This is a genomic window from Actinoplanes sp. NPDC051537 (assembly GCF_055586105.1).
Genome location: NZ_JBVJIU010000013.1, coordinates 173,896 through 192,073, shown reverse-complemented (window position 1 = coordinate 192,073; position 18,178 = coordinate 173,896). Strand labels below are relative to the sequence as shown.

The 18,178-nt window shown below is 73.4% G+C and carries 19 protein-coding genes; 9 read left to right on the top strand and 10 right to left on the bottom strand.

The annotated features are described in order from the left end of the window. Positions 1-12 precede the first annotated feature (12 nt). Genes ACZ6TB_RS30585 through ACZ6TB_RS30570 form a run of 4 tightly spaced genes read right to left on the bottom strand, consistent with a single transcriptional unit; the run spans position 13 to position 3,261 of the window. The gene (locus ACZ6TB_RS30585) at positions 13-978 is read right to left on the bottom strand and encodes a quinone oxidoreductase family protein (RefSeq protein WP_465559780.1); all 966 of its coding nucleotides are present in this window, start codon (positions 976-978) and stop codon (positions 13-15) included. 34 nt (positions 979-1,012) lie between these two features. Beyond that, positions 1,013-1,837, bottom strand: coding sequence for a non-homologous end joining protein Ku (gene ku / locus ACZ6TB_RS30580; RefSeq protein WP_465559777.1), 825 nt, complete (start codon positions 1,835-1,837; stop codon positions 1,013-1,015). Positions 1,838-1,846: 9 nt separating this feature from the next. Next, positions 1,847-2,341 (bottom strand): DNA polymerase ligase N-terminal domain-containing protein, encoded by a 495-nt coding sequence (locus ACZ6TB_RS30575; RefSeq protein ID WP_465559774.1) that lies wholly within the window; start codon positions 2,339-2,341, stop codon positions 1,847-1,849. Continuing rightward, the gene (locus ACZ6TB_RS30570) at positions 2,338-3,261 is read right to left on the bottom strand and encodes a LysR substrate-binding domain-containing protein (RefSeq protein WP_465559771.1); all 924 of its coding nucleotides are present in this window, start codon (positions 3,259-3,261) and stop codon (positions 2,338-2,340) included. Before ACZ6TB_RS30570 ends, ACZ6TB_RS30575 begins: the two co-directional genes overlap by 4 nt. Before the next feature lie 71 nt (positions 3,262-3,332). Here ACZ6TB_RS30570 and ACZ6TB_RS30565 point away from each other — a divergent pair, with 71 nt between their 5' ends. The 5 genes from ACZ6TB_RS30565 to ACZ6TB_RS30545 are packed head-to-tail and all read left to right on the top strand — an operon-like array spanning position 3,333 to position 7,282. Beyond that, entirely contained in the window at positions 3,333-4,514 is a 1,182-nt protein-coding gene (locus ACZ6TB_RS30565) for a thiolase family protein (RefSeq protein ID WP_465559768.1), read from the top strand. Further along, positions 4,511-5,170, top strand: a complete 660-nt coding sequence (locus ACZ6TB_RS30560) for a 3-oxoacid CoA-transferase subunit A (protein ID WP_465559765.1) — start codon at positions 4,511-4,513, stop codon at positions 5,168-5,170. Before ACZ6TB_RS30565 ends, ACZ6TB_RS30560 begins: the two co-directional genes overlap by 4 nt. Then, entirely contained in the window at positions 5,167-5,805 is a 639-nt protein-coding gene (locus tag ACZ6TB_RS30555; RefSeq protein WP_465559762.1) for a 3-oxoacid CoA-transferase subunit B, read from the top strand. The genes ACZ6TB_RS30560 and ACZ6TB_RS30555 overlap by 4 nt, the downstream gene beginning before the upstream one ends. 41 nt (positions 5,806-5,846) lie before the next feature. Further along, positions 5,847-6,188, top strand: coding sequence for a PadR family transcriptional regulator (locus ACZ6TB_RS30550; RefSeq protein WP_465559759.1), 342 nt, complete (start codon positions 5,847-5,849; stop codon positions 6,186-6,188). A gap of 23 nt (positions 6,189-6,211) precedes the next feature. Next, complete coding sequence (locus ACZ6TB_RS30545; protein WP_465559756.1) at positions 6,212-7,282, top strand: hypothetical protein; 1,071 nt, start codon at positions 6,212-6,214, stop codon at positions 7,280-7,282. Between the two features lie 9 nt (positions 7,283-7,291). On the opposite strand, the gene ACZ6TB_RS30540 is transcribed toward ACZ6TB_RS30545, so the two are convergent. Then, the gene (locus ACZ6TB_RS30540) at positions 7,292-8,209 is read right to left on the bottom strand and encodes an EamA family transporter (protein ID WP_465559754.1); all 918 of its coding nucleotides are present in this window, start codon (positions 8,207-8,209) and stop codon (positions 7,292-7,294) included. A gap of 69 nt (positions 8,210-8,278) precedes the next feature. Between ACZ6TB_RS30540 and ACZ6TB_RS30535 the strand changes: the two genes are divergently transcribed. Next, positions 8,279-9,244, top strand: a complete 966-nt coding sequence (locus ACZ6TB_RS30535) for a GlxA family transcriptional regulator (RefSeq protein WP_465559751.1) — start codon at positions 8,279-8,281, stop codon at positions 9,242-9,244. Between the two features lie 36 nt (positions 9,245-9,280). Here ACZ6TB_RS30535 and ACZ6TB_RS30530 read toward each other — a convergent pair whose 3' ends face one another. The 3 genes from ACZ6TB_RS30530 to ACZ6TB_RS30520 all read right to left on the bottom strand — a co-directional run bounded on the left by ACZ6TB_RS30530 (position 9,281) and on the right by ACZ6TB_RS30520 (position 12,912). Beyond that, on the bottom strand, positions 9,281-11,029 hold the full coding sequence (locus tag ACZ6TB_RS30530; RefSeq protein ID WP_465559748.1) for an FAD-dependent oxidoreductase: 1,749 nt from the start codon (positions 11,027-11,029) through the stop codon (positions 9,281-9,283). 72 nt (positions 11,030-11,101) lie between these two features. Then, positions 11,102-11,980: a helix-turn-helix domain-containing protein gene (locus tag ACZ6TB_RS30525; protein WP_465559745.1), complete on the bottom strand. Its 879-nt coding sequence runs from the start codon at positions 11,978-11,980 to the stop codon at positions 11,102-11,104. A 32-nt stretch (positions 11,981-12,012) separates the two neighbouring features. After that, positions 12,013-12,912 (bottom strand): STAS domain-containing protein, encoded by a 900-nt coding sequence (locus tag ACZ6TB_RS30520; RefSeq protein WP_465559742.1) that lies wholly within the window; start codon positions 12,910-12,912, stop codon positions 12,013-12,015. A 145-nt stretch (positions 12,913-13,057) separates the two neighbouring features. Here ACZ6TB_RS30520 and ACZ6TB_RS30515 point away from each other — a divergent pair, with 145 nt between their 5' ends. The 3 genes from ACZ6TB_RS30515 to ACZ6TB_RS30505 are packed head-to-tail and all read left to right on the top strand — an operon-like array spanning position 13,058 to position 15,195. Then, positions 13,058-13,363: a hypothetical protein gene (locus ACZ6TB_RS30515; RefSeq protein WP_465559739.1), complete on the top strand. Its 306-nt coding sequence runs from the start codon at positions 13,058-13,060 to the stop codon at positions 13,361-13,363. Continuing rightward, entirely contained in the window at positions 13,360-13,938 is a 579-nt protein-coding gene (locus ACZ6TB_RS30510) for a carboxymuconolactone decarboxylase family protein (RefSeq protein ID WP_465559736.1), read from the top strand. The genes ACZ6TB_RS30515 and ACZ6TB_RS30510 overlap by 4 nt, the downstream gene beginning before the upstream one ends. Before the next feature lie 54 nt (positions 13,939-13,992). Further along, positions 13,993-15,195 carry a helix-turn-helix domain-containing protein gene (locus tag ACZ6TB_RS30505; RefSeq protein ID WP_465559733.1) on the top strand — a complete coding sequence of 401 codons (1,203 nt, stop codon included), beginning with the start codon at positions 13,993-13,995 and terminating at the stop codon, positions 15,193-15,195. A 6-nt stretch (positions 15,196-15,201) separates the two neighbouring features. Here the strand turns inward: ACZ6TB_RS30505 and ACZ6TB_RS30500 are convergent, their stop codons facing one another. Next, the gene (locus tag ACZ6TB_RS30500) at positions 15,202-17,112 is read right to left on the bottom strand and encodes a hypothetical protein (protein WP_465559730.1); all 1,911 of its coding nucleotides are present in this window, start codon (positions 17,110-17,112) and stop codon (positions 15,202-15,204) included. After that, entirely contained in the window at positions 17,030-18,178 is a 1,149-nt protein-coding gene (locus tag ACZ6TB_RS30495; RefSeq protein ID WP_465559727.1) for a glycoside hydrolase family 130 protein, read from the bottom strand. Before ACZ6TB_RS30495 ends, ACZ6TB_RS30500 begins: the two co-directional genes overlap by 83 nt.

The window sequence follows — 18,178 nt, the reverse complement described above, 5'->3', positions numbered from 1 at the left end:
AGGCGAGGTGGTCTATCGGGCCAAGGGGAGGAGGGTGACCTTGCCGGTGGTGCGGCGGGCGAGCAGATCCTCGAACGCCCGGCGGGCGTCGGCCAGCGGGTACGCCGCGCCGGTCAGCGGGCGCAGCGAACCGGCCGTCACCAGCTCGAACATGGCCACAAGCGGCTCGGCGAAGGCGCCGGCGCCGGCGCCGGCCAGTGCCGGCCGCAGCCAGAAACCGGCGACGGCCGCGTTCCGGTCGGCGAGCGCGCCCGGGTCGACGAGCGGCCGGCCCTCGCGCGACGCGTTACCGAACGTGACCAGCCGCCCGAAGTTCGCCAGCACCTCGAGCCCGGCGCTGAAGACCCGGCCGCCGACCGACTCGAGGACGACGTCGACCGGCCGGCCCTCGTTCGCGGCGATGACCCGCTCGGCGTAACCGTCCGGGTCGCCGTCGACGGCCACGTCGGCGCCGAGCGACAGCGCGAGGGCCCGGCGCTCGGCGGTGCCGGCCACCGCGATCACCCGCCCGGCCCCGAAATGCCGCGCCAGCTGCACGGCGAGCGACCCGACGCCGCCGGCCGCCGCGTTGACCACCACGGTCTCGCCCGCCCGCAGGCGGGCGCTGCCGGTCAGCACGTGCCAGGCGGTCAGGCCCTGCACGAGCAGCGCCAGGGCCTCGGCGTCGCCCACCGCCGCCGGCACCTCGACCAGCTCGCGCTCGGCGACGATCGCCCGCTCGGCGAACCCGCCGCCGCCGAACGTGGCGGCCAGCACCCGCCGCCCGTCGCCGGTGCGGCCGACCACCTCGGTGCCCGGCACGAACGGCAGCTCCGGCGTGGGCCGGTAGGTGCCGGCGATCCGGCTGGTGTCGGCGAAGTTGACGCCTGCCGCGGCGACGTCGACGAGCACCTGGCCGTCGCCCGGCGCCGGCTCGGGGACGTCGGCGAGCTCGAGGACCTCGGGCCCGCCGAACCGGAGACACTGAACGGCTCTCATCGCGGCAGCGTATCCCTATCGCACGAGTGGGATATCAGGAGGCCTTCTTCTTCTTCTTGGGTTTGCTCGCACCCCGGCGCTTCTGGGCGTTCTCGACGCTCTGGCGCAGCACCGAGAGCAGGTCGGTGACGTTCGTCGGCTCGGGGGCGGGCTCGGCCGCCGTGACCTCCTTGCCGGCCTTCTTCTTCTTGATGAGGTCGTTGACCCGGTCGGTGTACGTGTCGCGGAAGTCCTTGGGGCGCCACGGGCCGGCCATCGAGGAGATCAGCTGCTGGGCCATCGACAGCTCGCTCTTCTTGGCCGCGCCCTTGCGGGGGAGGCCCTCGATCTCGTCCTTGGGGTTGCGCACCTCGTCGGCGAAGAACATCGTCTGGAGCATCAGCAGCGAGCCCTCGGGGCGGATCGCCGCCAGGTACTCCTTGTTGCGCATCACCAGCGTGCCGATCGCGGCCTTGCCGGCGTCGGCCATGGCGTCGCGCAGCAGGCCGTAGACCTTCGCCGTGTCGCCCTTGCCGGGGCCTAGGTAGTACGTCTTCTGGTAGTAGATCGGGTCAATCTCGTCGAGGTCGACGAAGCGGTCGATCTCCAGGCTCCGCGAGCGGCCGGGCGCCACCGAGTCGAGCTCGTCGGCGTCGAGCATCACGTAGTCGCCGCCGCCGACCTCGGCGCCCTTGACGATGTCGTCGAAGTCGACCTCCTTGCCGGTGCGCTCGTTGACGCGCTTGTACCGGATGCGGTCGGACGTGTCCTTCTCGAACTGGTGGAAGGACACCTCGTGCTCGTGGGTCGCCGAATACATCGCGACCGGCACCGACACCAGCCCGAATGTGATCGCCCCGGTCCAGATCGGCCGTGCCATGAAAGCCCCCTAACCCTGCCTGACCTCGTCGTTGGTGCGGCCGGACAGCACCGAGCGCGGGTGGTCCTCCGGATCCCAGCCGGTCACCGCGAACTCGTCGCGCTTGTGCAGCAGCAACCACTCCTCTTTCCCGCCGGCGCCGATCCGCGAACGCACCAGCACGAAACGGCCGCGAAGCTTCGCGCCGAAGAGGTCGAAGTGCAATTCTCCCGATAAAAGGGATTTCTCCGGCGAAGGCGCGTCGGAAGCCGGCCGCCACGTCCCGTTGTCCCAGACGATCACGTCCCCGGCCCCGTACTGACCGGACGGAAGGACGCCCTCGAACGACGCATGGTCCATGGCGTGGTCCTCGACGTGGAACGCGGCCCGGCGTACGGCCGGATCGAGCGTCGGCCCCTTCGGCACCGCCCAGCTCGCCAGCACCCCGTCGACCTCGAGGCGGAAGTCGTAGTGCAGCCGCCGCGCCCGGTGCCGCTGCACCACGAAGATCCGGTCGGAACTCATACCGCCGGTATACCCCGGGAGCCGGTTGATCCCCACCCCGCCTGACGGGAAGCGATGATCTCGGCGACCCGATGGACGGCCGGGGAGGTCTCGCCGGCCCGGGTCGCCATCGCCAGGTCGACCGTGGCCGGCTCGGCCAGCTCGACGTAGGCGACGCCGCGCAGGGCGAGGCTGCGCACCGGCTCGGGCACCAGCGCGACGCCGAGGCCGGCCGCCACGAAGACGACCAGCGTGACCGTCTCGCCCACCTCCATCGTCGACGGCGGGCGGAACCCGGCGGCGGCGCAGGCGGCCAGCACATGCTCGTGCATCGACGACCGGTGGCCGGAGAAGTGCATGACGAACGGCTCGCCGGCCAGCTCGGCCAGGTCGATCCGGGGGCGCGCGGCCAGCGGATGCCGGTCGGGCAGCACCGCGACCAGCCGCTCGGTGCGCAGCACGCGCAGGTCGACCTCGGGGCGGGCGATGCCGTCGGGGCGCAGGACCACCAGGTCGTACGTGCCGGCCAGCAACCCGTCGAGCAGGGCGGGACTGAGCAGCTCACTGTGCAGATCCAGCCGTACGCCGGGCAGGGCGTCCCGCACCTCCCGAGCGGCCAGCGGGAGCAGGTCGTAGCTCGCCGTGCCGATGAAGCCGACCGAAACCCGCCCGGCCCGCCCCTCGGCGACCAGCGCCATGTCGGTCGTCGCCCGGTCGACCGAACCCAGCACCGCGCGGGCGTGCTCGGCGAAGCGGTGGCCGGCCCCGGTGAGCTCGACCCGGCGCGTGGTCCGGCTGACCAGCTCCACGCCGAGCTCCCGTTCCAGCTGCTTGACCTGCTGGGACAGGGCCGGCTGGGCGATGTGCAGGCGCTCGGCGGCGCGGCCGAAGTGCCGTTCCTCGGCGAGAGCCGCGAAGGATCGCAGGTGGCGCAGTTCCATTCGCGTACGTTATCAATCGCCCTTGATTGTGTATTGGAGTCGATCGGTGGGCTCGTCGTAGGTTGGAGGACGTGAACTCCGCCTACCTCTACGCCGCCGCGCGCACCCCGTTCGGCCGCTTCGGCGGCGCCCTCGCCGAGGTGCGCCCCGACGATCTCGCCGCGATCGCGCTGAAGGGCGTGCTCGCGAAGGCGCCCGCGCTCGACCCGGCCACGATCGGCGACGTCGTCTGGGGCTGCGCCAACCAGGCCGGCGAGGACAACCGCAACGTCGGGCGGATGGCCGTGCTGCTCGCCGGACTGCCGGTGTCGGTGCCCGCGACGACCGTCAACCGGCTCTGCGGCTCGTCGCTCGACGCGGCGATGATCGGCTCGCGCGCGATCGAGTCCGGCGACGCCGACGTGGTGGTGGCCGGCGGCGCCGAGTCGATGACCCGCGCGCCGTGGGTGCTGCCGAAGCCGTCGCGGGCGTTCCCGGCCGGCAACGTGACGGCGGTGTCGACCACGCTCGGCTGGCGGCTGGTCAACGAGAACATGCCGAAGGACTGGACGGTCTCGCTGGGCGAGGCCAACGAGCTGCTGGGGGAGAAGTTCGGCGTTTCCCGGGTACGCCAGGACGAGTTCGCGGCGCGGTCCCACAACCTGGCCGACGCCGCCTGGTCGGCGGGGTTCTACGACGAGCTGGTGGTTCCGGTTCCGGGTGTCTCGCTCGCCCGCGACGAGGGCATCCGGCCCGGTTCGTCGGCGGCTTCGTTGGAGAAGCTGAAACCGTCGTTCCGCCCGGACGGCACCATCACCGCCGGCAACGCCTCCCCGCTCAACGACGGCGCCTCGGCTCTATTGCTGGGGTCCGCGTCGATGGAGAGCCGCATCGGCATCGCACCCATCGCGCGCATCGCCGGGCGTGGCGTCTCGGCTGTCGAACCGCCGATGTTCGGCTACGCGCCGGTCGAGGCGGCCGACCGGGCCCTCGCCCGGGCCGGCATCACCTGGGCCGACGTCGCCGCGGTCGAGCTGAACGAGGCGTTCGCCGTCCAGTCGCTCGCCTGCGTCGACGCCTGGAACATCGACCCGGCGATCGTCAACGCCAAGGGCGGCGCGATCGCGATCGGCCACCCGCTCGGCGCGTCCGGCGGCCGCATCCTCGGCACGCTCGCCGCCCGGCTGCGCGAGACCGGCGACCGCTGGGGCGTGGCCGCGATCTGCATCGGCGTCGGCCAGGCGCTCGCCGTCGTGCTGGAGAACGTGGCATGAGCGCCCGTTTGGTCGATGATGCGGCGGAGGCCGTCGCCGGCATCGCGGACGGCTCGACCGTGCTGATCGGCGGGTTCGGCATGGCCGGCATGCCGGTGCACCTGATCGACGCGCTCATCGAACAGGGCGCCTCCGGACTCACCGTGGTGTCCAACAACGCCGGCAACGGCGACACCGGGCTGGCGGCGCTGCTGGCCAAGGGCCGGGTGCGCAAGGTGATCTGCTCGTTCCCGCGGCAGACCGACTCCTGGGTGTTCGACGGGCTCTACCGGGCCGGGAAGATCGAGCTCGAGGTCGTGCCGCAGGGCAACCTGGCCGAGCGGATGCGGGCCGCCGGCGCCGGCATCGGGGCGTTCTACTCGCCGACCGCCGTCGGCACGCCGCTGGCTTCCGGCAAAGAGACGCGCGAGATCGACGGCCGTACCTATGTCCTCGAGTACCCGATCAAGGGGGACGTGGCGCTGATCGGCGCCTACCGGTCGGACCGGATGGGCAACCTGGTCTACCGCAAGACGGCCCGCAACTTCGGGCCGGTGATGGCGACCGCGGCCACGCTGGTGATCGTCCAGGTGAGCGAGATCGTCGAGACCGGCGCGCTCGACCCCGAAGCCGTGGTTACGCCGAGCATCTACGTGGACCGGGTGGTGGCGGTATGAGCCTCGACAAGCACGCGATGGCGGCGCTGGTGGCCCGGGACATCCCGCCCGGCGCCTACGTGAACCTCGGGATCGGCCAGCCCACGCTGGTCGCCGACCACCTGCCGGACGACTCGGGCGTGGTGCTGCACACCGAGAACGGCATGCTCAACATGGGCCCGGCCGCCACCGGCCCGGCGGTCGACCCTGACCTGATCAACGCGGGCAAGGTGCCGGTCACCGAGCTGCCCGGATCGGCCTACTTCCACCACGCCGACTCGTTCGCCATGATGCGCGGAGGCCACCTCGACGTGTGCGTGCTCGGCGCGTTCCAGGTCGCGGCCGGCGGCGACCTGGCCAACTGGCACACCGGCGAACCGGACGCGATTCCCGCGGTGGGCGGGGCGATGGATCTGGCGATCGGGGCCAAGAGTGTGTACGTGATGATGACGCTGTTCGCCAAGGACGGCTCGCCCAAGCTGGTGCCGAAATGCACGTATCCGCTGACCGGCCTCGGCTGCGTCGACCGCGTCTACACCGACCTGGCCACCTTCCTGATCACACCGGGCGGCGTGGTCGTCCGGGACACCTTCGGCGTCACCATCGACGAACTGCGCGACCGCCTCGACGTGCCGCTGCTGACCGCGACCGGCTGACCGGCTTCGCCGATAGGACGATCAACTGTATATTGGCGGCCATGGCGAGCATGCGGCGACCGACCTTTCTGATCCTGTCGGCGCTGGCTGCGGCGCCGCTGCATGGGTACGCGGTGATCAAGGAAGTGGCGCGGCTGTCGGGTGACCGGACGCGCCTCGCCGCCGGCACGTTGTACGCGGCACTCGACCGGCTCGACGACGAGGGCCTCGTCGAGGTCGACCGTGAGGAGACCGTCGACGGCCGGCTCCGCCGCTACTACCGGCTGACCGATCCGGGCATCGCCGCGCTGGCCGCCGAGGCCGAGCAGATGCGCCGCGACGCCCGGATGGTCACCCAGCGGTTGAGCGGAGCCCGCCCCGCCGGTGCTCCCCGCCCGGCCTGAATCGACCCCCTGAAGGGATCACCATGCCCGACGACATCCGCACCACGCGTCTGGCTCGCAGGTACCGGCGGTGGCTGTCGGCCTACCCCCGAGCGTATCGACACGAGCGTGGTCCGGAGATCCTCGCGACACTGCTCGACGCCGCCGATCCGGGCCGATCCCGGCCGGCCGCCCGCGAGGCCGCGCTGCTGCTGCGGCACGGCCTCGGCCGGCGTCTCGCCGAGTTCGGGCGCCGGGCGTTCGTGATCGCGGCGTTCGCGGCCGTGCTCGGTGGGCTGAGCGGGATCGCGCTCGGCTCGTGGCTGGCCTGGCGGGACGTGGACCCGATGGCGCCGGACAAGACCACCGCGATCGGCCTCGCCCCCACGGTCCTGCCGGTCCCCTTCGACGCGCGGGTCGACCAGTACGGGCGGCACACCTTCTGGAACCCGCTCAGCGAGAACACTCTGCACGGCGGCACCGGCGTACGTGTCGGCCGGACCAGTGTGACCGGCATGATGCCCCCGCAGACCGGCGCGGAGCAGGTCGCCGCCGCCGTCAACCGGCAGATGCGCGCACACGGCTGGCAGGACGTGCGAACCACGGTCCAGCGCAATGGCCCGCGGACCGTGCCCGCCGTGTTCGCCGAGGTGACCGGCACGCGCACCGGCTATCTCGCCGCCGTGCAGATCACCGAGGCCGAATCCAACCCGTCCGCGCTGAATCTCGACCTGATGTGGGCCGAGCCGCCCGGCCACCGGCGCGACACCATCCTCGGCGGCCTGGCCGGCGCTCTGCTCGGCGCCCTGTTCGGGCTTTTCACGTCGAAGCGCATGCGCCGCTACGAGCCGGGCCGGCAGCGGGTGTACTCGAGACTCTGCGTGGCCACGCTGCTGATGCTCGCCCCGGCCGGTCTGGGCAACATCCCCACCTCGACCGGCTCCCTGCTGGCCAACACCCACCGCAACGGCCACGGTCCCTCGGTGTACTGGGGCGGTTTCGTGTTCTTCGGCGCCGAGCCGCTCGCCATCCTGTCGCTGGTCCCGATCCTCGCGATCGTCGTCTGCTGCGTCTGGCCCCGGCGGGCACCCGTCCGCACGCCCACCACGGCCTGAGCGCGAGCCTCACCGTCGCGCCGGAGCGGAGAGTTCCGGTTCCCCCGGCCGGCGGCCCGATGCCGGCTGGTCCGGTCTCCGTCCCGGCGCGATGACGATGAGCGCCACCCCCACGGCGATCAGCGCGGTCGCGATCAGCACCCGGCCGTCGAGCGGCTCGTCCAGCAGCCACCAGCCGAGCAGCACCGCGACGACCGGGTTCACGAACGCGTAGGTGCCGGCGATCCGGGCCGGGACGTGGTCGAGCAGCCAGGTGTAGGCGGTGTACGCGACGATGCTGCCGAACACGATCAGGTAGGCGAGCGCGGCCGCCGACCGCGGGCCGGCCTCGACCCGGCCCGGCTCGCCGGACACGATCGCGAGGACGGTGAGGATGCCGCCCGCGCACAGCATCTCGGCGGCGCTGGCCACCAGCGCGTGCTCGGGCCGCGGCGCGTGTGTCGCATAGACCGAGCCGAGACCCCAGCACAGCGCGCCGCCCAGGGCCACCGCGATCGCCACCACGTCGGCGGTGCCGGTCGGCCGGGTCAGCACGGCCACCCCGCCGAGCCCGGCCACGATGCCGAGGCCGACCGGCCAGCCGATCCGCTCGCCGTCGCTGAACCGGCGCCCGACCACGATCCAGAGCGGGATGGTGGCCAGGAACAGCGCGGTCACGCCGGACGGCAGCGTCTGCTCGGCCCACGCCGCCCCGCCGGTGCCCGCGGCCGGCAGCAGCAGACCCTGGATCGCGGCGGCGCGCCACTGACGGCGATCGGGGGACCGCCATCGGCGGAGGCGGCAGTACGCGTACAGCAGCAGCCCGGCGATCAGGAAGCGCACGGCGTTCAGCGTCAGCGGCGGGATCCCGTCGAGGCCCACCTTCTGGGCCAGATAGGTCGAGCCCCAGACGACGTACACGATGAGCAGCGGTCCGGTCGAGGTCATACCCCTTCCTTGCCCGCCCGGCGATGGCACTTCTGCCATACATGCCGCAGTTCATGCCATGATGGTCGGATGCTCACCGATGTGGCGGTGGTCGTCGCCGAGCCGGTGCCCGCGTTCGAGCTGGGCGTCGCCGCCGAGATCTTCGGACTGCCCGGGATCGACCCCGAGCTGCCCCGGTACCGGTTCTCCGTCTGCGCCGAGCGCCGGTCGCCGCTCCGGACCTCGACCGGCTTCGGCATCACGCCGACCGATGACCTGGGCCCGCTCGAGGAGGCCGACCTGATCATCGTGACCGGTTCCTCGGCGCTCGTTTCGATGCCGGTCAGCCCGGCGCTCACCGAGGCGCTGCGACGGGCGGCCGGGCGCGGCGCCACGGTGGCGGCGTTGTGCACGGGCGCGTTCCAGCTGGCGGCCGGCGGTCTGCTCGACGGACGAACGGCAACCACACATTGGGCGTACGCGGAGGAGCTCGCCCGCCGTCACCCGCGGGTGACCGTCGACCGCGACCGCATCTACGTGGTCGACGGCCCGGTGGCGACCAGCGCCGGCTCGTCGGCCGCCATCGACCTGTGCCTGCACCTGGTGCGCCGCGAGTTCGGCGCCGACGTCGCCGGCCGGGTCGCCCGCGAAATGGTCGTCCCCGCGCACCGCAGCGGCGGCCAGGCCCAGTTCTCCCGCGTGCCGGTGACGCCGCCGCCGACCGGGCCCGTTCCCGGCCTCGCCGAGCTGCTCGACTGGGCCGGCGACCACCTGCACGAGGACCTCTCGGTCGAGGCGATGGCGGCCCGGGCCGCGATGTCCACCCGCACCTTCATCCGCCGCTTCACCGCCGCGACCGGCTCGGCCCCCGCCGCGTGGGTCCGTGAGCAGCGCGTGCGCCGCGCCGAGCAGCTGCTCGAGCTCACCCGCACGCCGATCGCCGCGGTCGCGCGCCGGTGCGGGTTCGGCAGCCCCGACACGCTGCGCCGGCACTTCCGGCGGGTGCGCGGCGTGACCCCGGAGGCCTATCGCGCCGCCTTCCAGGGCCGCCCCTGACCCCAGGCCCGGCCGCCCGTCAGCGCCGCGCGCGTCTCATGGCCGGCTCAGGACGCCCCGCAGCGCCTCCCGCAGCGCGCCGGCCGGGTCGGCGGGCAGGCCCTCGCTGCGGAAACCGACGTGGTTGTCCGGGCGCAGCAGCACACAGCCCGCGTCGCCGACCTCGCGCAGCCGCGCCCAGTCGCCGTAGACGTCCTCGTAATCGGCGCCCGGCCCGATGGTGACGGCCGCGAGCGGCACGCCCAGCTCGTCGCCCACGGTCTCGGCCGCGGCCGCCCACGCCTCGCCCCCGACCCCGGTCAGCACCGTGAACCGGCCCTGCCCGCCGAGATCCAGCGTCGACACCGTCGCCCGGTCGCGCACCACCCACGCGTGCGGCACCTTGGCGCCCGGCGCGGTGGTGGCGTGGTGGAACAGCTCCGCGTCGCGGGGATTGACCGGCGGCTCGGTTCCGTCCGGGCGCACGGCGCTCGACGCGTACCGCTGATCGAGCTCGACGCCGTGGGTGTTGAATTCGTAGTTCTTGAACTCGATCGCCTCGCGCAACGCCCGCCGCTGCTCGGCCGCCTCCGGGGTGGCCAGCTTGCGCGCCGCCATGTTGCGGCGCAGCTGGTCCGGGTCGCCGGCCGAGAGCAGGCCGAGCGCCTCGAAGATGCGGGTGGTCTCGCCGATGCTGCGGTTGGCCCGGTCGACGATCTGCTTGCCGATCGGCGCCCGCTCGGCCGAGTAGGTGTCGAGCAGCCCGGGACCGGCCGCGCCGCGCAGCACCAGGGCCAGCTTCCAGGCGAGGTTGTAGGCGTCCTGGATGGACGTGTTCGAGCCGAGCCCGTTCGACGGCGGGTGCCGGTGGACGGCGTCGCCGGCGCAGAACACCCGGCCCCGCTGGTAGGTCTCGGCGTACATGTGGTTGACCGTCCACGCCGAGGACGACTTGATGGTGACCGGCACCGAGTCGTCACCGATCAGATGGTGGGCGATGCGCCGGGCGTACTCCTCGGTGAGGTTCGGTGGTTTGCCGTCGATGTCGTAACCCCACACGATCAGCCATTCGTGCCACGGCCGCACGCAGCGGACCAGGCCCATCCCGATGCCGCCCACGTCCGACCCGGTCTGCAGAACCCAGTAGAGGGTGCTGGGCCGGTACGCCGTGTACCTGGTCAGGTCGGCCTCGAAGACGATGTTGATGCTGCCGGCCACGCCCATCGTGCCGACCATCGGCAGCCCGATGTCCTCGGCCACCTTGCTGCGGCCGCCGTCGGCGCCGATCAGGTATTTCGCCCGGATCCGGTAGTCGTCGCCGCGCAGCCGGTCCCGGACGGTCGCGGTGACCCCGCCGGCGTCCTGCTCGAGCGTGAGGTACTCGGTCTGGTAGCGGAACGACGTGCCGCGGGCGATCGCGTTCTCGACCAGCACCGGCTCCATCAGGTGCTGCGGCATGTCGCAGATGCTCGACGGCGAGGCGAGATCGTGGTCGGCCCGCCGGGACGGGTGCGTGTACCAGGTGTGCAGCCGGCCCAGCTCCTCGCCGGCCAGGCTCGAGCAGAACGTGGTGTCGCCCATCAGCCGCTGCGGGGTGGCCCGGGCGACGACCTGGTCCTCGATCCCGGCGTCGCGCAGCACCTCCATCGTGCGCTGGTTGGTGATGTGGGCGCGCGGGGTGTCGGAGAGGCGGCCGTACTTGGTCACCACGATGTTCGCCACGCCGTACGTGCTCAGCAGCAGCGCCGCGGCCCCGCCGGCCGGCCCGCTCCCGACGATCAGAACATCGGTCTCGACTGTCTCCACCGGCCCAGTCTCGGCGCGGCGGCGGCCGGCGATCCTGCACGATCGTGCTGAGCCGGCTGCACGAAAGGCGCGTCACGCGCCTCGGCGGACCGCCCCCGGCGTGGTGTGCAGATGGGTGCGCAGCACCCGGCTCAGATGCTCCTGATGGGAGAAGCCGCAACGCTGGGCGACCTCGGCGATCGGCAGCCGGCCGGCCCGCAGCAGCCGGGCGGCCTCGTCGACCCGCCGCTGGATGAGGAACTGGTGCGGCGACTGGCCGGTGCGCGCCTTGAACTGCCGGGCGAACTGGCTCACGCTCAGCCCGGCCGCGGCGGCCATGACCCGCAGCGGCAGCGGCTCGGCCAGGTGCGCCTCGACCAGCTCGCGCACGGCGGTCAGCTGCCGGTCGGCGAGCCCGGCCCGGGTCGCGGCCGGCGTGGGCCCGGCGGCGGCGCCGACGCTGTGCCGGCGGGCGAGCTGGGCGGCGAGCGCGTGGCCGAGGTGGTCGACGTAGGTGCGGGCGGACGGCTCCCAGGCACGCAACACCCCGTCCAGGGTGAGCAGCAGCTGCTCCAGCAGCGGATCGAGCGCGCCCAGCTCCTCGGCCAGCTCGACCGGCGCCCCCTCGTGGGCTTCCTGAAGGGCGTCGTCGGTGAGGTATGCGTGCACCGTGTCCAGCGCCCCGCCCAGCTCGACCGTGAGATCCTTCCCCGCCGGATGCACGAAGAGCCCACCCGGCGGCACCGTCCGCGACCGGGTCAGCCCCAGATGCCCGCGGCGAACCGTGACCGGCCCGTTGAGGTGCAGGATCACCAGGTGGCTGGCGGCGCCGCCGAACGACGCCTGGTAGGCCCGCTCGCTCTGGGTCGAGACGTAGAGCCGCTCCCAGCCGAGCCCGCGGCTGGTCCGCTCGGGCCGCACCCAGGGCTGACGGAGAATGCCGTTGGTGTCGGCCACCGTGAGCTCGGCCATCGCCACGTCATATCCCCTTCACCAGCGGCGGGTCAAGGGCCGGCCCGGCCCCGGCGCCGCTCGACCCGGTAGACGGCCGCGCGCAGCAGGGGCTCGCGGCAGGCGTGGGCCCGGGCGTTGGGCGACTCCGGGCCGTGCCGGCGCAGCATGTCGGCCAGGCGGTCCTCGAACTCCATGCCGTGCCCGTTCGGGCCGACGGTCTGATCGGCGTAGGTCAGCGCGTCGGCGACGGCCGACCGCTCCCGCGGGAACGACCCGAGCCGCTCGGCCAGGCCGCGGACCTCGGCGACGCACCACGCCTCCGAGTGGTGGGCGACCAGCCCGGCGATGCGGTCCGGCCAGCCCGCGGCCCGCAGGTGCAGGCCGCCGTCGAGAGGATGGAAGCCGCTGTCGTGCAGCGCCTCGGCGTACCCGATGTCGTGCAGCCAGGCCGCCGCCACCAGCGACCCGGCGTCCGCGTCGGCGGGCAGTGTGCCGGCGAGCTGCTCGGCCCGGGCGGCGACGCCGGCGGTGTGCCGCCACCGTTCCGGCAGGCCGGCGAGAAGCGTCTCGGCCAGGTCCCGGGCGTCGAGCGCCAGCGTGACGTCGCGATAGCCGGCCGCCGGCGAGCTGCGCACGTGCCGCAGCCGGTGCCGCGCGACCCCGGCCGCGGTCAGCTGCTCGGCGAGCGTCGTCGAGCAGTGGTCGAGGAACACCACCACCCGGTGGTCGTCGCCGAGGTGGCAGGCGGCGGCCACGGCCCCGAGGTTGATCGGATCGAGGTCGTCGACGTCGGACAGGTTGACCACCAGGAGCCGGGGCCGGGTGTGGCGGATGGCCTCGATCAGCGTGCGCCGCAGCTCGGCGGTGCCCGTGACGTCGACCTGGCCGTGCGGCCGGATGACGAGGGTGCCATCAGATTCGGTGGTGACGTCGACCCGGCTGGTCGTCATCGATTTACCTTCCGTTACCCAACGCTTTCCGAGTCGTAAAGGCTAGGGTCTCTCGCGAAGCCGGTCGAGGTCTATGGGGAAAAGTTCATCTGGTCACGGCCGGGCAACAACGGTCGACTGTGGTGCGGTGCGGAACGGAGGCGGCATGGCGGGCGAGGACGCCAAGCGGGCGGCCCATCGGGCCCTGGTGGAGCGCATTCTGCGCGGGCCGGGCGCGACGACCCCGGAACAGCGAGCGAGCGCGTACGAGAACGTGGACGTCCCGCCGCCGCTGCGGCCACTGATCGGCAAGGTCGCCACCGACCCCACCCAGATCACCGACGCCGACTTCGACACCGGCCTCCCGGACGATCAGGTGGTCGAGCTGGTGATCGCGGCCGCGGTCGGACAGGCCACCCGGATGTACGAGTCCGGGCTCGCCGCCCTCGCCGAAGCGACCCGCGACCGATGAGGCCGGAGATCCTCGACCGGGGCTACAAGCCGGCCACCAAGCTGCTGTTCGGCGTCGTCCGGTTGTTCTCCGGGCAGCCGCTCCCGGACGCGGCCAAGATTGTCTTCTATCGGCCGGACTACTACGGCAACCGGGCGAAGGCGTTCACCCACGAGGCGATGCGCGGCCCGTCCGCGTGGTCGGTCGCCGAGCGGGAGCTGATGGCGGCCGTCGTCTCGCACGCGAACGACTGCGCCTTCTGCGTCGGCGCGCACTCGGCCACCGCCGGCCAGGCCTACGGGGACCGGACCAAGGTCGAGGCCGTGCTGGCCGACCTCGAGACGGCGCCGATCGAGGAGGGGCTGCGGGCGACCCTGCGCATGCTGCGAAAGCTGACCCTGGCGACGGTCGACGCCGGCGACATGCGGACCGTGCTGGCCGCCGGCGTCTCCCCACAGCAGATCGAGGACGCCCTGGCCGTGGCGACGGCCTTCAATATCACCAACCGGCTCGCGGACGCGTTCGACTTCGCGGTGATGACCGGCGAGGGCTTCGCGGCGGGCGCGAAATACCTACTCAAGCGGGGCTACCGCTGAGCGGTGGTACAGGGCCGCACCACCTCGCCGCCCGGCGCGGCTACGGTCGGTCGCATGACCTCACGCCGGAGCACCGACCCCGCGGTCGGCGACCGGATCCGGGCGCGCCGGCTGCTGCGCGGGTGGAGCGTCCGGTACGCGGCGAGCCGGGCCGGCGTCTCGCACGCCACCTGGAGCCGGATCGAGCGCGGCCTCCAGGCGGCCGACAACCGGTTCATGCTGGCCGGCATCGCCGGGGCGCTGGAGTGCGCCGCCGACGAGCTGGCCGGCGTCGCGGTGCCGGCCGCCGACCGGGCGACCACCGCGGCCCGGGCCGGCGTGCTCGGCCTGCGCCGGGCCCTGATCGACATCGACCTGACCGAGCCGTCGGCCGGGGACGCGCCGCCGGTGGCCGAGCTGGGCCGCCGGGTCGCCCTGGCCGACGCCCTGCACAACGAGTGCGACTACGCCGGCGCCGCCCGGCTGCTCCCCGAGCTGCTGCGCGACCTGCACACCGAGACGGCCGGCCCGGACCATCGGGCGGCGCTGCGGCTGCTCTGCGAGGCGACCCACGTCGCCTGCTCGGTGCTGCGCAGCCTCGGCCATCCGGCCGACGCCTGGCTGAGCGCGGAACGGTGCCGCGACGCGGCGGAGGCGGCCGGCGACCCGGTGCTACGCGGGTTCGCGGCGTACGCGCTGGCCCGCGCGGCCGTCGCCTGCGGGTCGCACCAGCGCGGGCAGACCCTCGCCGAGCGGGCCGCCGACGCCCTCGGCCCGCACCTCGCCCGGCCCGGCGCCCTCGAGGTCCTCGGCTCGCTGCACCTGGTCGCCGCGATGGCCGGCCGGTGCCGGGGACGGCTCGACGACAGCCGGGAGTGGCTGACCGCGGCGGCCGCGCTGGCCGCCCGCACCGGCCGGGTCGACACGCTGGGCCTGTTCTTCGGCCCCACCAACGTGGACATCTGGCGGATGAGCATCGAGGCCGGCGACGGCGACCCGGGCCGGGTGGTGGAGATCGCCCGGCACACCGACCCGGCGGCGATCCCGTACGGCGTCCGCCAGGTCTTCTACTACGCCGACACCGCCCGCGCCCTGACCCGCATCGGCGGCCGCGACCGCGAGGCGATCCGCTTCCTGCTCACCGCCGAGCGGATCGCCCCGCAGCACGTGCGCACGTCGGCCGAGGTCGCCGCGACCACCCGGATCCTGCTCGACCGGTCCCGCCGCCAGGCCGGCGGGACCGAGCTGCGTGGCCTGTGCGAGCGCCTGCGAGCGTGAACCCCGCTATCGCCGGATGACGGTGAAACCGCCGGGCAACACGGTCGCCCGCGTCGACGACGTCCCCCGGAGCACTCCCGACGAGTCGTAGGTCTCGATGGTCGCGGACCCCACGACCACGGTCTGCGGCGTGCGGGCGGCGCTCCGCAGCAGCGTGGTCGTGCCGCCTCCGCCCGCGATCGTGTAGCGGGACACCAGCGGCTCGAGCATGACGGCGTCGATCACGGCGTCGCCGCCGCTCGCCGTCGCGACCAGATCGGTGGCGCCCGCCGGCAACTCGCGGGCGAGGGTGATCGGAAGCAGCGCGCCGGGCGCCGGCGAGTCGCCCTGAGGCCCGCCGCGATGCCGGATCTGTCCCAGCGAGGACCAGTGGGTCACCGCCGCGCTTCCCGGCTGGAGATCGACCACGGGGATGACCAACCGAGACTGGTCGGAGGGAGGCAGCTGCCATCGCACCGACCCGCCCGCCGGCACCTGGACGTACTTCCCGTCGCCGTACTGGGACTCGCCCGTCCACGCCGAGGGGGGAGTGACCACGGTGGCGCCCCCGCCGAGCGCTCCCGTCTCGGCTTCCACCGTGGTCAGCCCCACCCGATCCACGGCGCTGCCCTGGCGGGCCAGGACGGCCACATCGGGGTGGGCGTCCAGGGCCAGCATGCTGAGCAGCCCGTGGATGGTGGACTCGGCGCCGGCGTTGTGGTTGACCGTCCCGTCGCCGGCGATCCCGTCGACCGTCCGCCCGGTCGCCGGGTCGTAGGCGGGGACGCCCGCCGCGTTGGCCCCGAAGTACCAGGACGCCAGGATCCCGGCGAGGCGGCGGAACCCGGTGCGGCCGGTGGCGCCGGCCACGGCCAGCAGCGACTGCAGGCGCGAGTCCACCCCGTACGCGATCTGGCTGCGGTCGATCCGCGTCGGCAGCCGCCCGTTGTCCGGCCCGCCCGAGGTGAGCAGCCACGGCGTGAAGACGGCCGCGTCGGTCACGGCCGGGCGCACCAGGCCGGGATCGCCCAGCACCTGACCGGCCCGGGCCAGCGCCGCCGGCATCTGCGACGCCCAGGCGTGCCAGTCCGACAGCGACAGCGCCCAGGGGAGGACCGCCCCGAACGGCCAGTGCCGGGCGTCGCCGCCGGAGAGCGCCGCGATCCCCTCGGCGAGCTGCCGCAGCGCGCGCCGGGCCGCCGCGGTGCCGCCCGCGGACACGTACGCGGACAGACCCAGCACCGCCTCCGCGCTCGCGTCCGCGCCGTCGACGATCAGCCAGGCCGGCCGGCGGCGCCCGTCGACGTTCAACCATTGGCCGTACCGGGAAAGGTCCAGCGCCGAGATGGCCAGGTCGAGTCGCTGCTTGAGGAACGCCGCGAACGCCGGGTCCGACGAGCGGAAAACCGCATAGCCCTCGCCGAGCGCCCAGATCGCGCGGGCCATCCAGTAGGACGGCCCGCTGTCCGACGGATCGGGCGCGTCCGGCGGGTTCGCGCTGGGGTGGATCGTTCCATCCGGCTGCATCCAGAGGACGAAGTTCCCGTTCGGGGACTGCAGGTAGGTCAGGCCGCGCAACAGCTCGTACGCGACCTTCCGCGACGACGACGAGCCGTGCCGCAGATAGACGACCGCGGCGCGGGCGATGTCGTCGGAGTTGAACGCCCCCTGCCCGTACGTGTCGGTGGCCGCGTCGTAGGCCCCGCCGCCGATCCGCCGGTAGGTCCCATCCGGATTCGGCTCCGCATAGGTCCAGAGCACCCCGATCGACGGCGACGAGACGAGCCGGTAGGTGGTGTGCCCGGCCTGCGCGGGCGGGGCGACCGTGTCCCGCAGGAAGTCGAGGTGGGCGAGGTTAGTGAGGCGAGTCGGTGTGGACTTCAGCAGCGGGCTGGTCAGGACGAGGCCGCTGCCCAACAAGACGGACCGGCGCTTCATCGCGCACTCCTTCGGTGATGCGATCCAGGCGAGCCACGCCGATCTTGGAGTCCGCCATGCCGTAGAAGACGTAGTGGACGCCGTCGACCTGCTCGATGGCGGTGGGGAAGACGACACCGGGGACGGTTCCGTGCTGCTCGTCCTCGGTCTCCGGGGCAAAGATCGGTTCGGCCGTACGGTCGAGGACGCGACCCGGGTCGGCCGGGTCGAGCAGCATGGCGCCGGCCGCGTACGTCACCCGCTGGTTGGTGGGATCGAAGCCGGGCGGGATGTAGCCGGTGACCCCGTGATGGATCAGCAGCCAGCCCTCGGGCACGCGCAGCGGCGGCGGGCCGGCCCCGATCTTCAGCTCCTCGAACGGGAACCGGGACAGCGCCACGCACCGGTGGCTCCGCGGCCGGACCAGCGCCGTGAGGTCGGCCCGGGCCTCGTCGGCCGGGATGTAGGAGATCCAGATGCCGGCCCGCTCGTCGGTCACCCCGGCCGGCAGGTGCACGCCCTCGCCGGGCCGGAACCAGCCGAGGTCCCACATCGGGCGGTGCAGCATCGCGTACGACGGGCGCCCGTCCGGCCCCGGCACCGGCTCGGGGAAGAAGACGGCGTCCTTGTTCGGGAACAGGTTGAGGTCGGTGTCCAGGTCCGGCTGGTAGGCGAACTGGACCGGCCCGAGCCGTTGCCACGCCCGCAGATCGGCGGAGACGGCGAGGGCGAGCCTCGGGCCCAGCGGACCGTAGGCGACATACGTCATCAGATGCTTGCCCAGGCTCGGCACCCAGGTGGTCCGCGGGTCCTCGACGCCCGCGTTGTTCTTGCCGCGCTCCCAGCCCTCGTCCGGCGCCAGCACGACCCCGCGCCGCCGCACTGCGGACGGGACGCCGTCGCGAAGCTCCACTTCGGCCAGCCCGACCCGGGAGACGTTGCCGCCGGCCACCATGCGCGGCAGCAGGTAGAGCCTGCCGTCGGGCCCGCGGCCGCTGGCCGGGTTGAGAACTCCCTCCGCCTCGAGGGGATTGCCGGGCTCGGGCGCCATCAGGACGCCGAGCCGGGTCATCGCGTAGGGAACCAT

What these genes read in the sequence shown, in the direction of transcription:
- ACZ6TB_RS30500 (WP_465559730.1), bottom strand. Translation starts at nt 17,112, where the DNA reads ATGAAGCGCCGGTCCGTCTTGTTGGGCAGCGGCCTCGTCCTGACCAGC.
- ACZ6TB_RS30495 (WP_465559727.1), bottom strand. Translation starts at nt 18,178, where the DNA reads ATGGTTCCCTACGCGATGACCCGGCTCGGCGTCCTGATGGCGCCCGAG.
- ACZ6TB_RS30510 (WP_465559736.1), top strand. Translation starts at nt 13,360, where the DNA reads ATGAGGCCGGAGATCCTCGACCGGGGCTACAAGCCGGCCACCAAGCTG.
- ACZ6TB_RS30560 (WP_465559765.1), top strand. Translation starts at nt 4,511, where the DNA reads ATGAGCGCCCGTTTGGTCGATGATGCGGCGGAGGCCGTCGCCGGCATC.
- ACZ6TB_RS30545 (WP_465559756.1), top strand. Translation starts at nt 6,212, where the DNA reads ATGCCCGACGACATCCGCACCACGCGTCTGGCTCGCAGGTACCGGCGG.
- ACZ6TB_RS30525 (WP_465559745.1), bottom strand. Translation starts at nt 11,980, where the DNA reads ATGGCCGAGCTCACGGTGGCCGACACCAACGGCATTCTCCGTCAGCCC.
- ACZ6TB_RS30515 (WP_465559739.1), top strand. Translation starts at nt 13,058, where the DNA reads ATGGCGGGCGAGGACGCCAAGCGGGCGGCCCATCGGGCCCTGGTGGAG.
- ACZ6TB_RS30585 (WP_465559780.1), bottom strand. Translation starts at nt 978, where the DNA reads ATGAGAGCCGTTCAGTGTCTCCGGTTCGGCGGGCCCGAGGTCCTCGAG.
- ACZ6TB_RS30550 (WP_465559759.1), top strand. Translation starts at nt 5,847, where the DNA reads ATGGCGAGCATGCGGCGACCGACCTTTCTGATCCTGTCGGCGCTGGCT.
- ACZ6TB_RS30540 (WP_465559754.1), bottom strand. Translation starts at nt 8,209, where the DNA reads ATGACCTCGACCGGACCGCTGCTCATCGTGTACGTCGTCTGGGGCTCG.
- ACZ6TB_RS30535 (WP_465559751.1), top strand. Translation starts at nt 8,279, where the DNA reads ATGCTCACCGATGTGGCGGTGGTCGTCGCCGAGCCGGTGCCCGCGTTC.
- ACZ6TB_RS30570 (WP_465559771.1), bottom strand. Translation starts at nt 3,261, where the DNA reads ATGGAACTGCGCCACCTGCGATCCTTCGCGGCTCTCGCCGAGGAACGG.
- ACZ6TB_RS30555 (WP_465559762.1), top strand. Translation starts at nt 5,167, where the DNA reads ATGAGCCTCGACAAGCACGCGATGGCGGCGCTGGTGGCCCGGGACATC.
- ACZ6TB_RS30505 (WP_465559733.1), top strand. Translation starts at nt 13,993, where the DNA reads ATGACCTCACGCCGGAGCACCGACCCCGCGGTCGGCGACCGGATCCGG.
- ACZ6TB_RS30575 (WP_465559774.1), bottom strand. Translation starts at nt 2,341, where the DNA reads ATGAGTTCCGACCGGATCTTCGTGGTGCAGCGGCACCGGGCGCGGCGG.
- ACZ6TB_RS30520 (WP_465559742.1), bottom strand. Translation starts at nt 12,912, where the DNA reads ATGACGACCAGCCGGGTCGACGTCACCACCGAATCTGATGGCACCCTC.
- ku (WP_465559777.1), bottom strand. Translation starts at nt 1,837, where the DNA reads ATGGCACGGCCGATCTGGACCGGGGCGATCACATTCGGGCTGGTGTCG.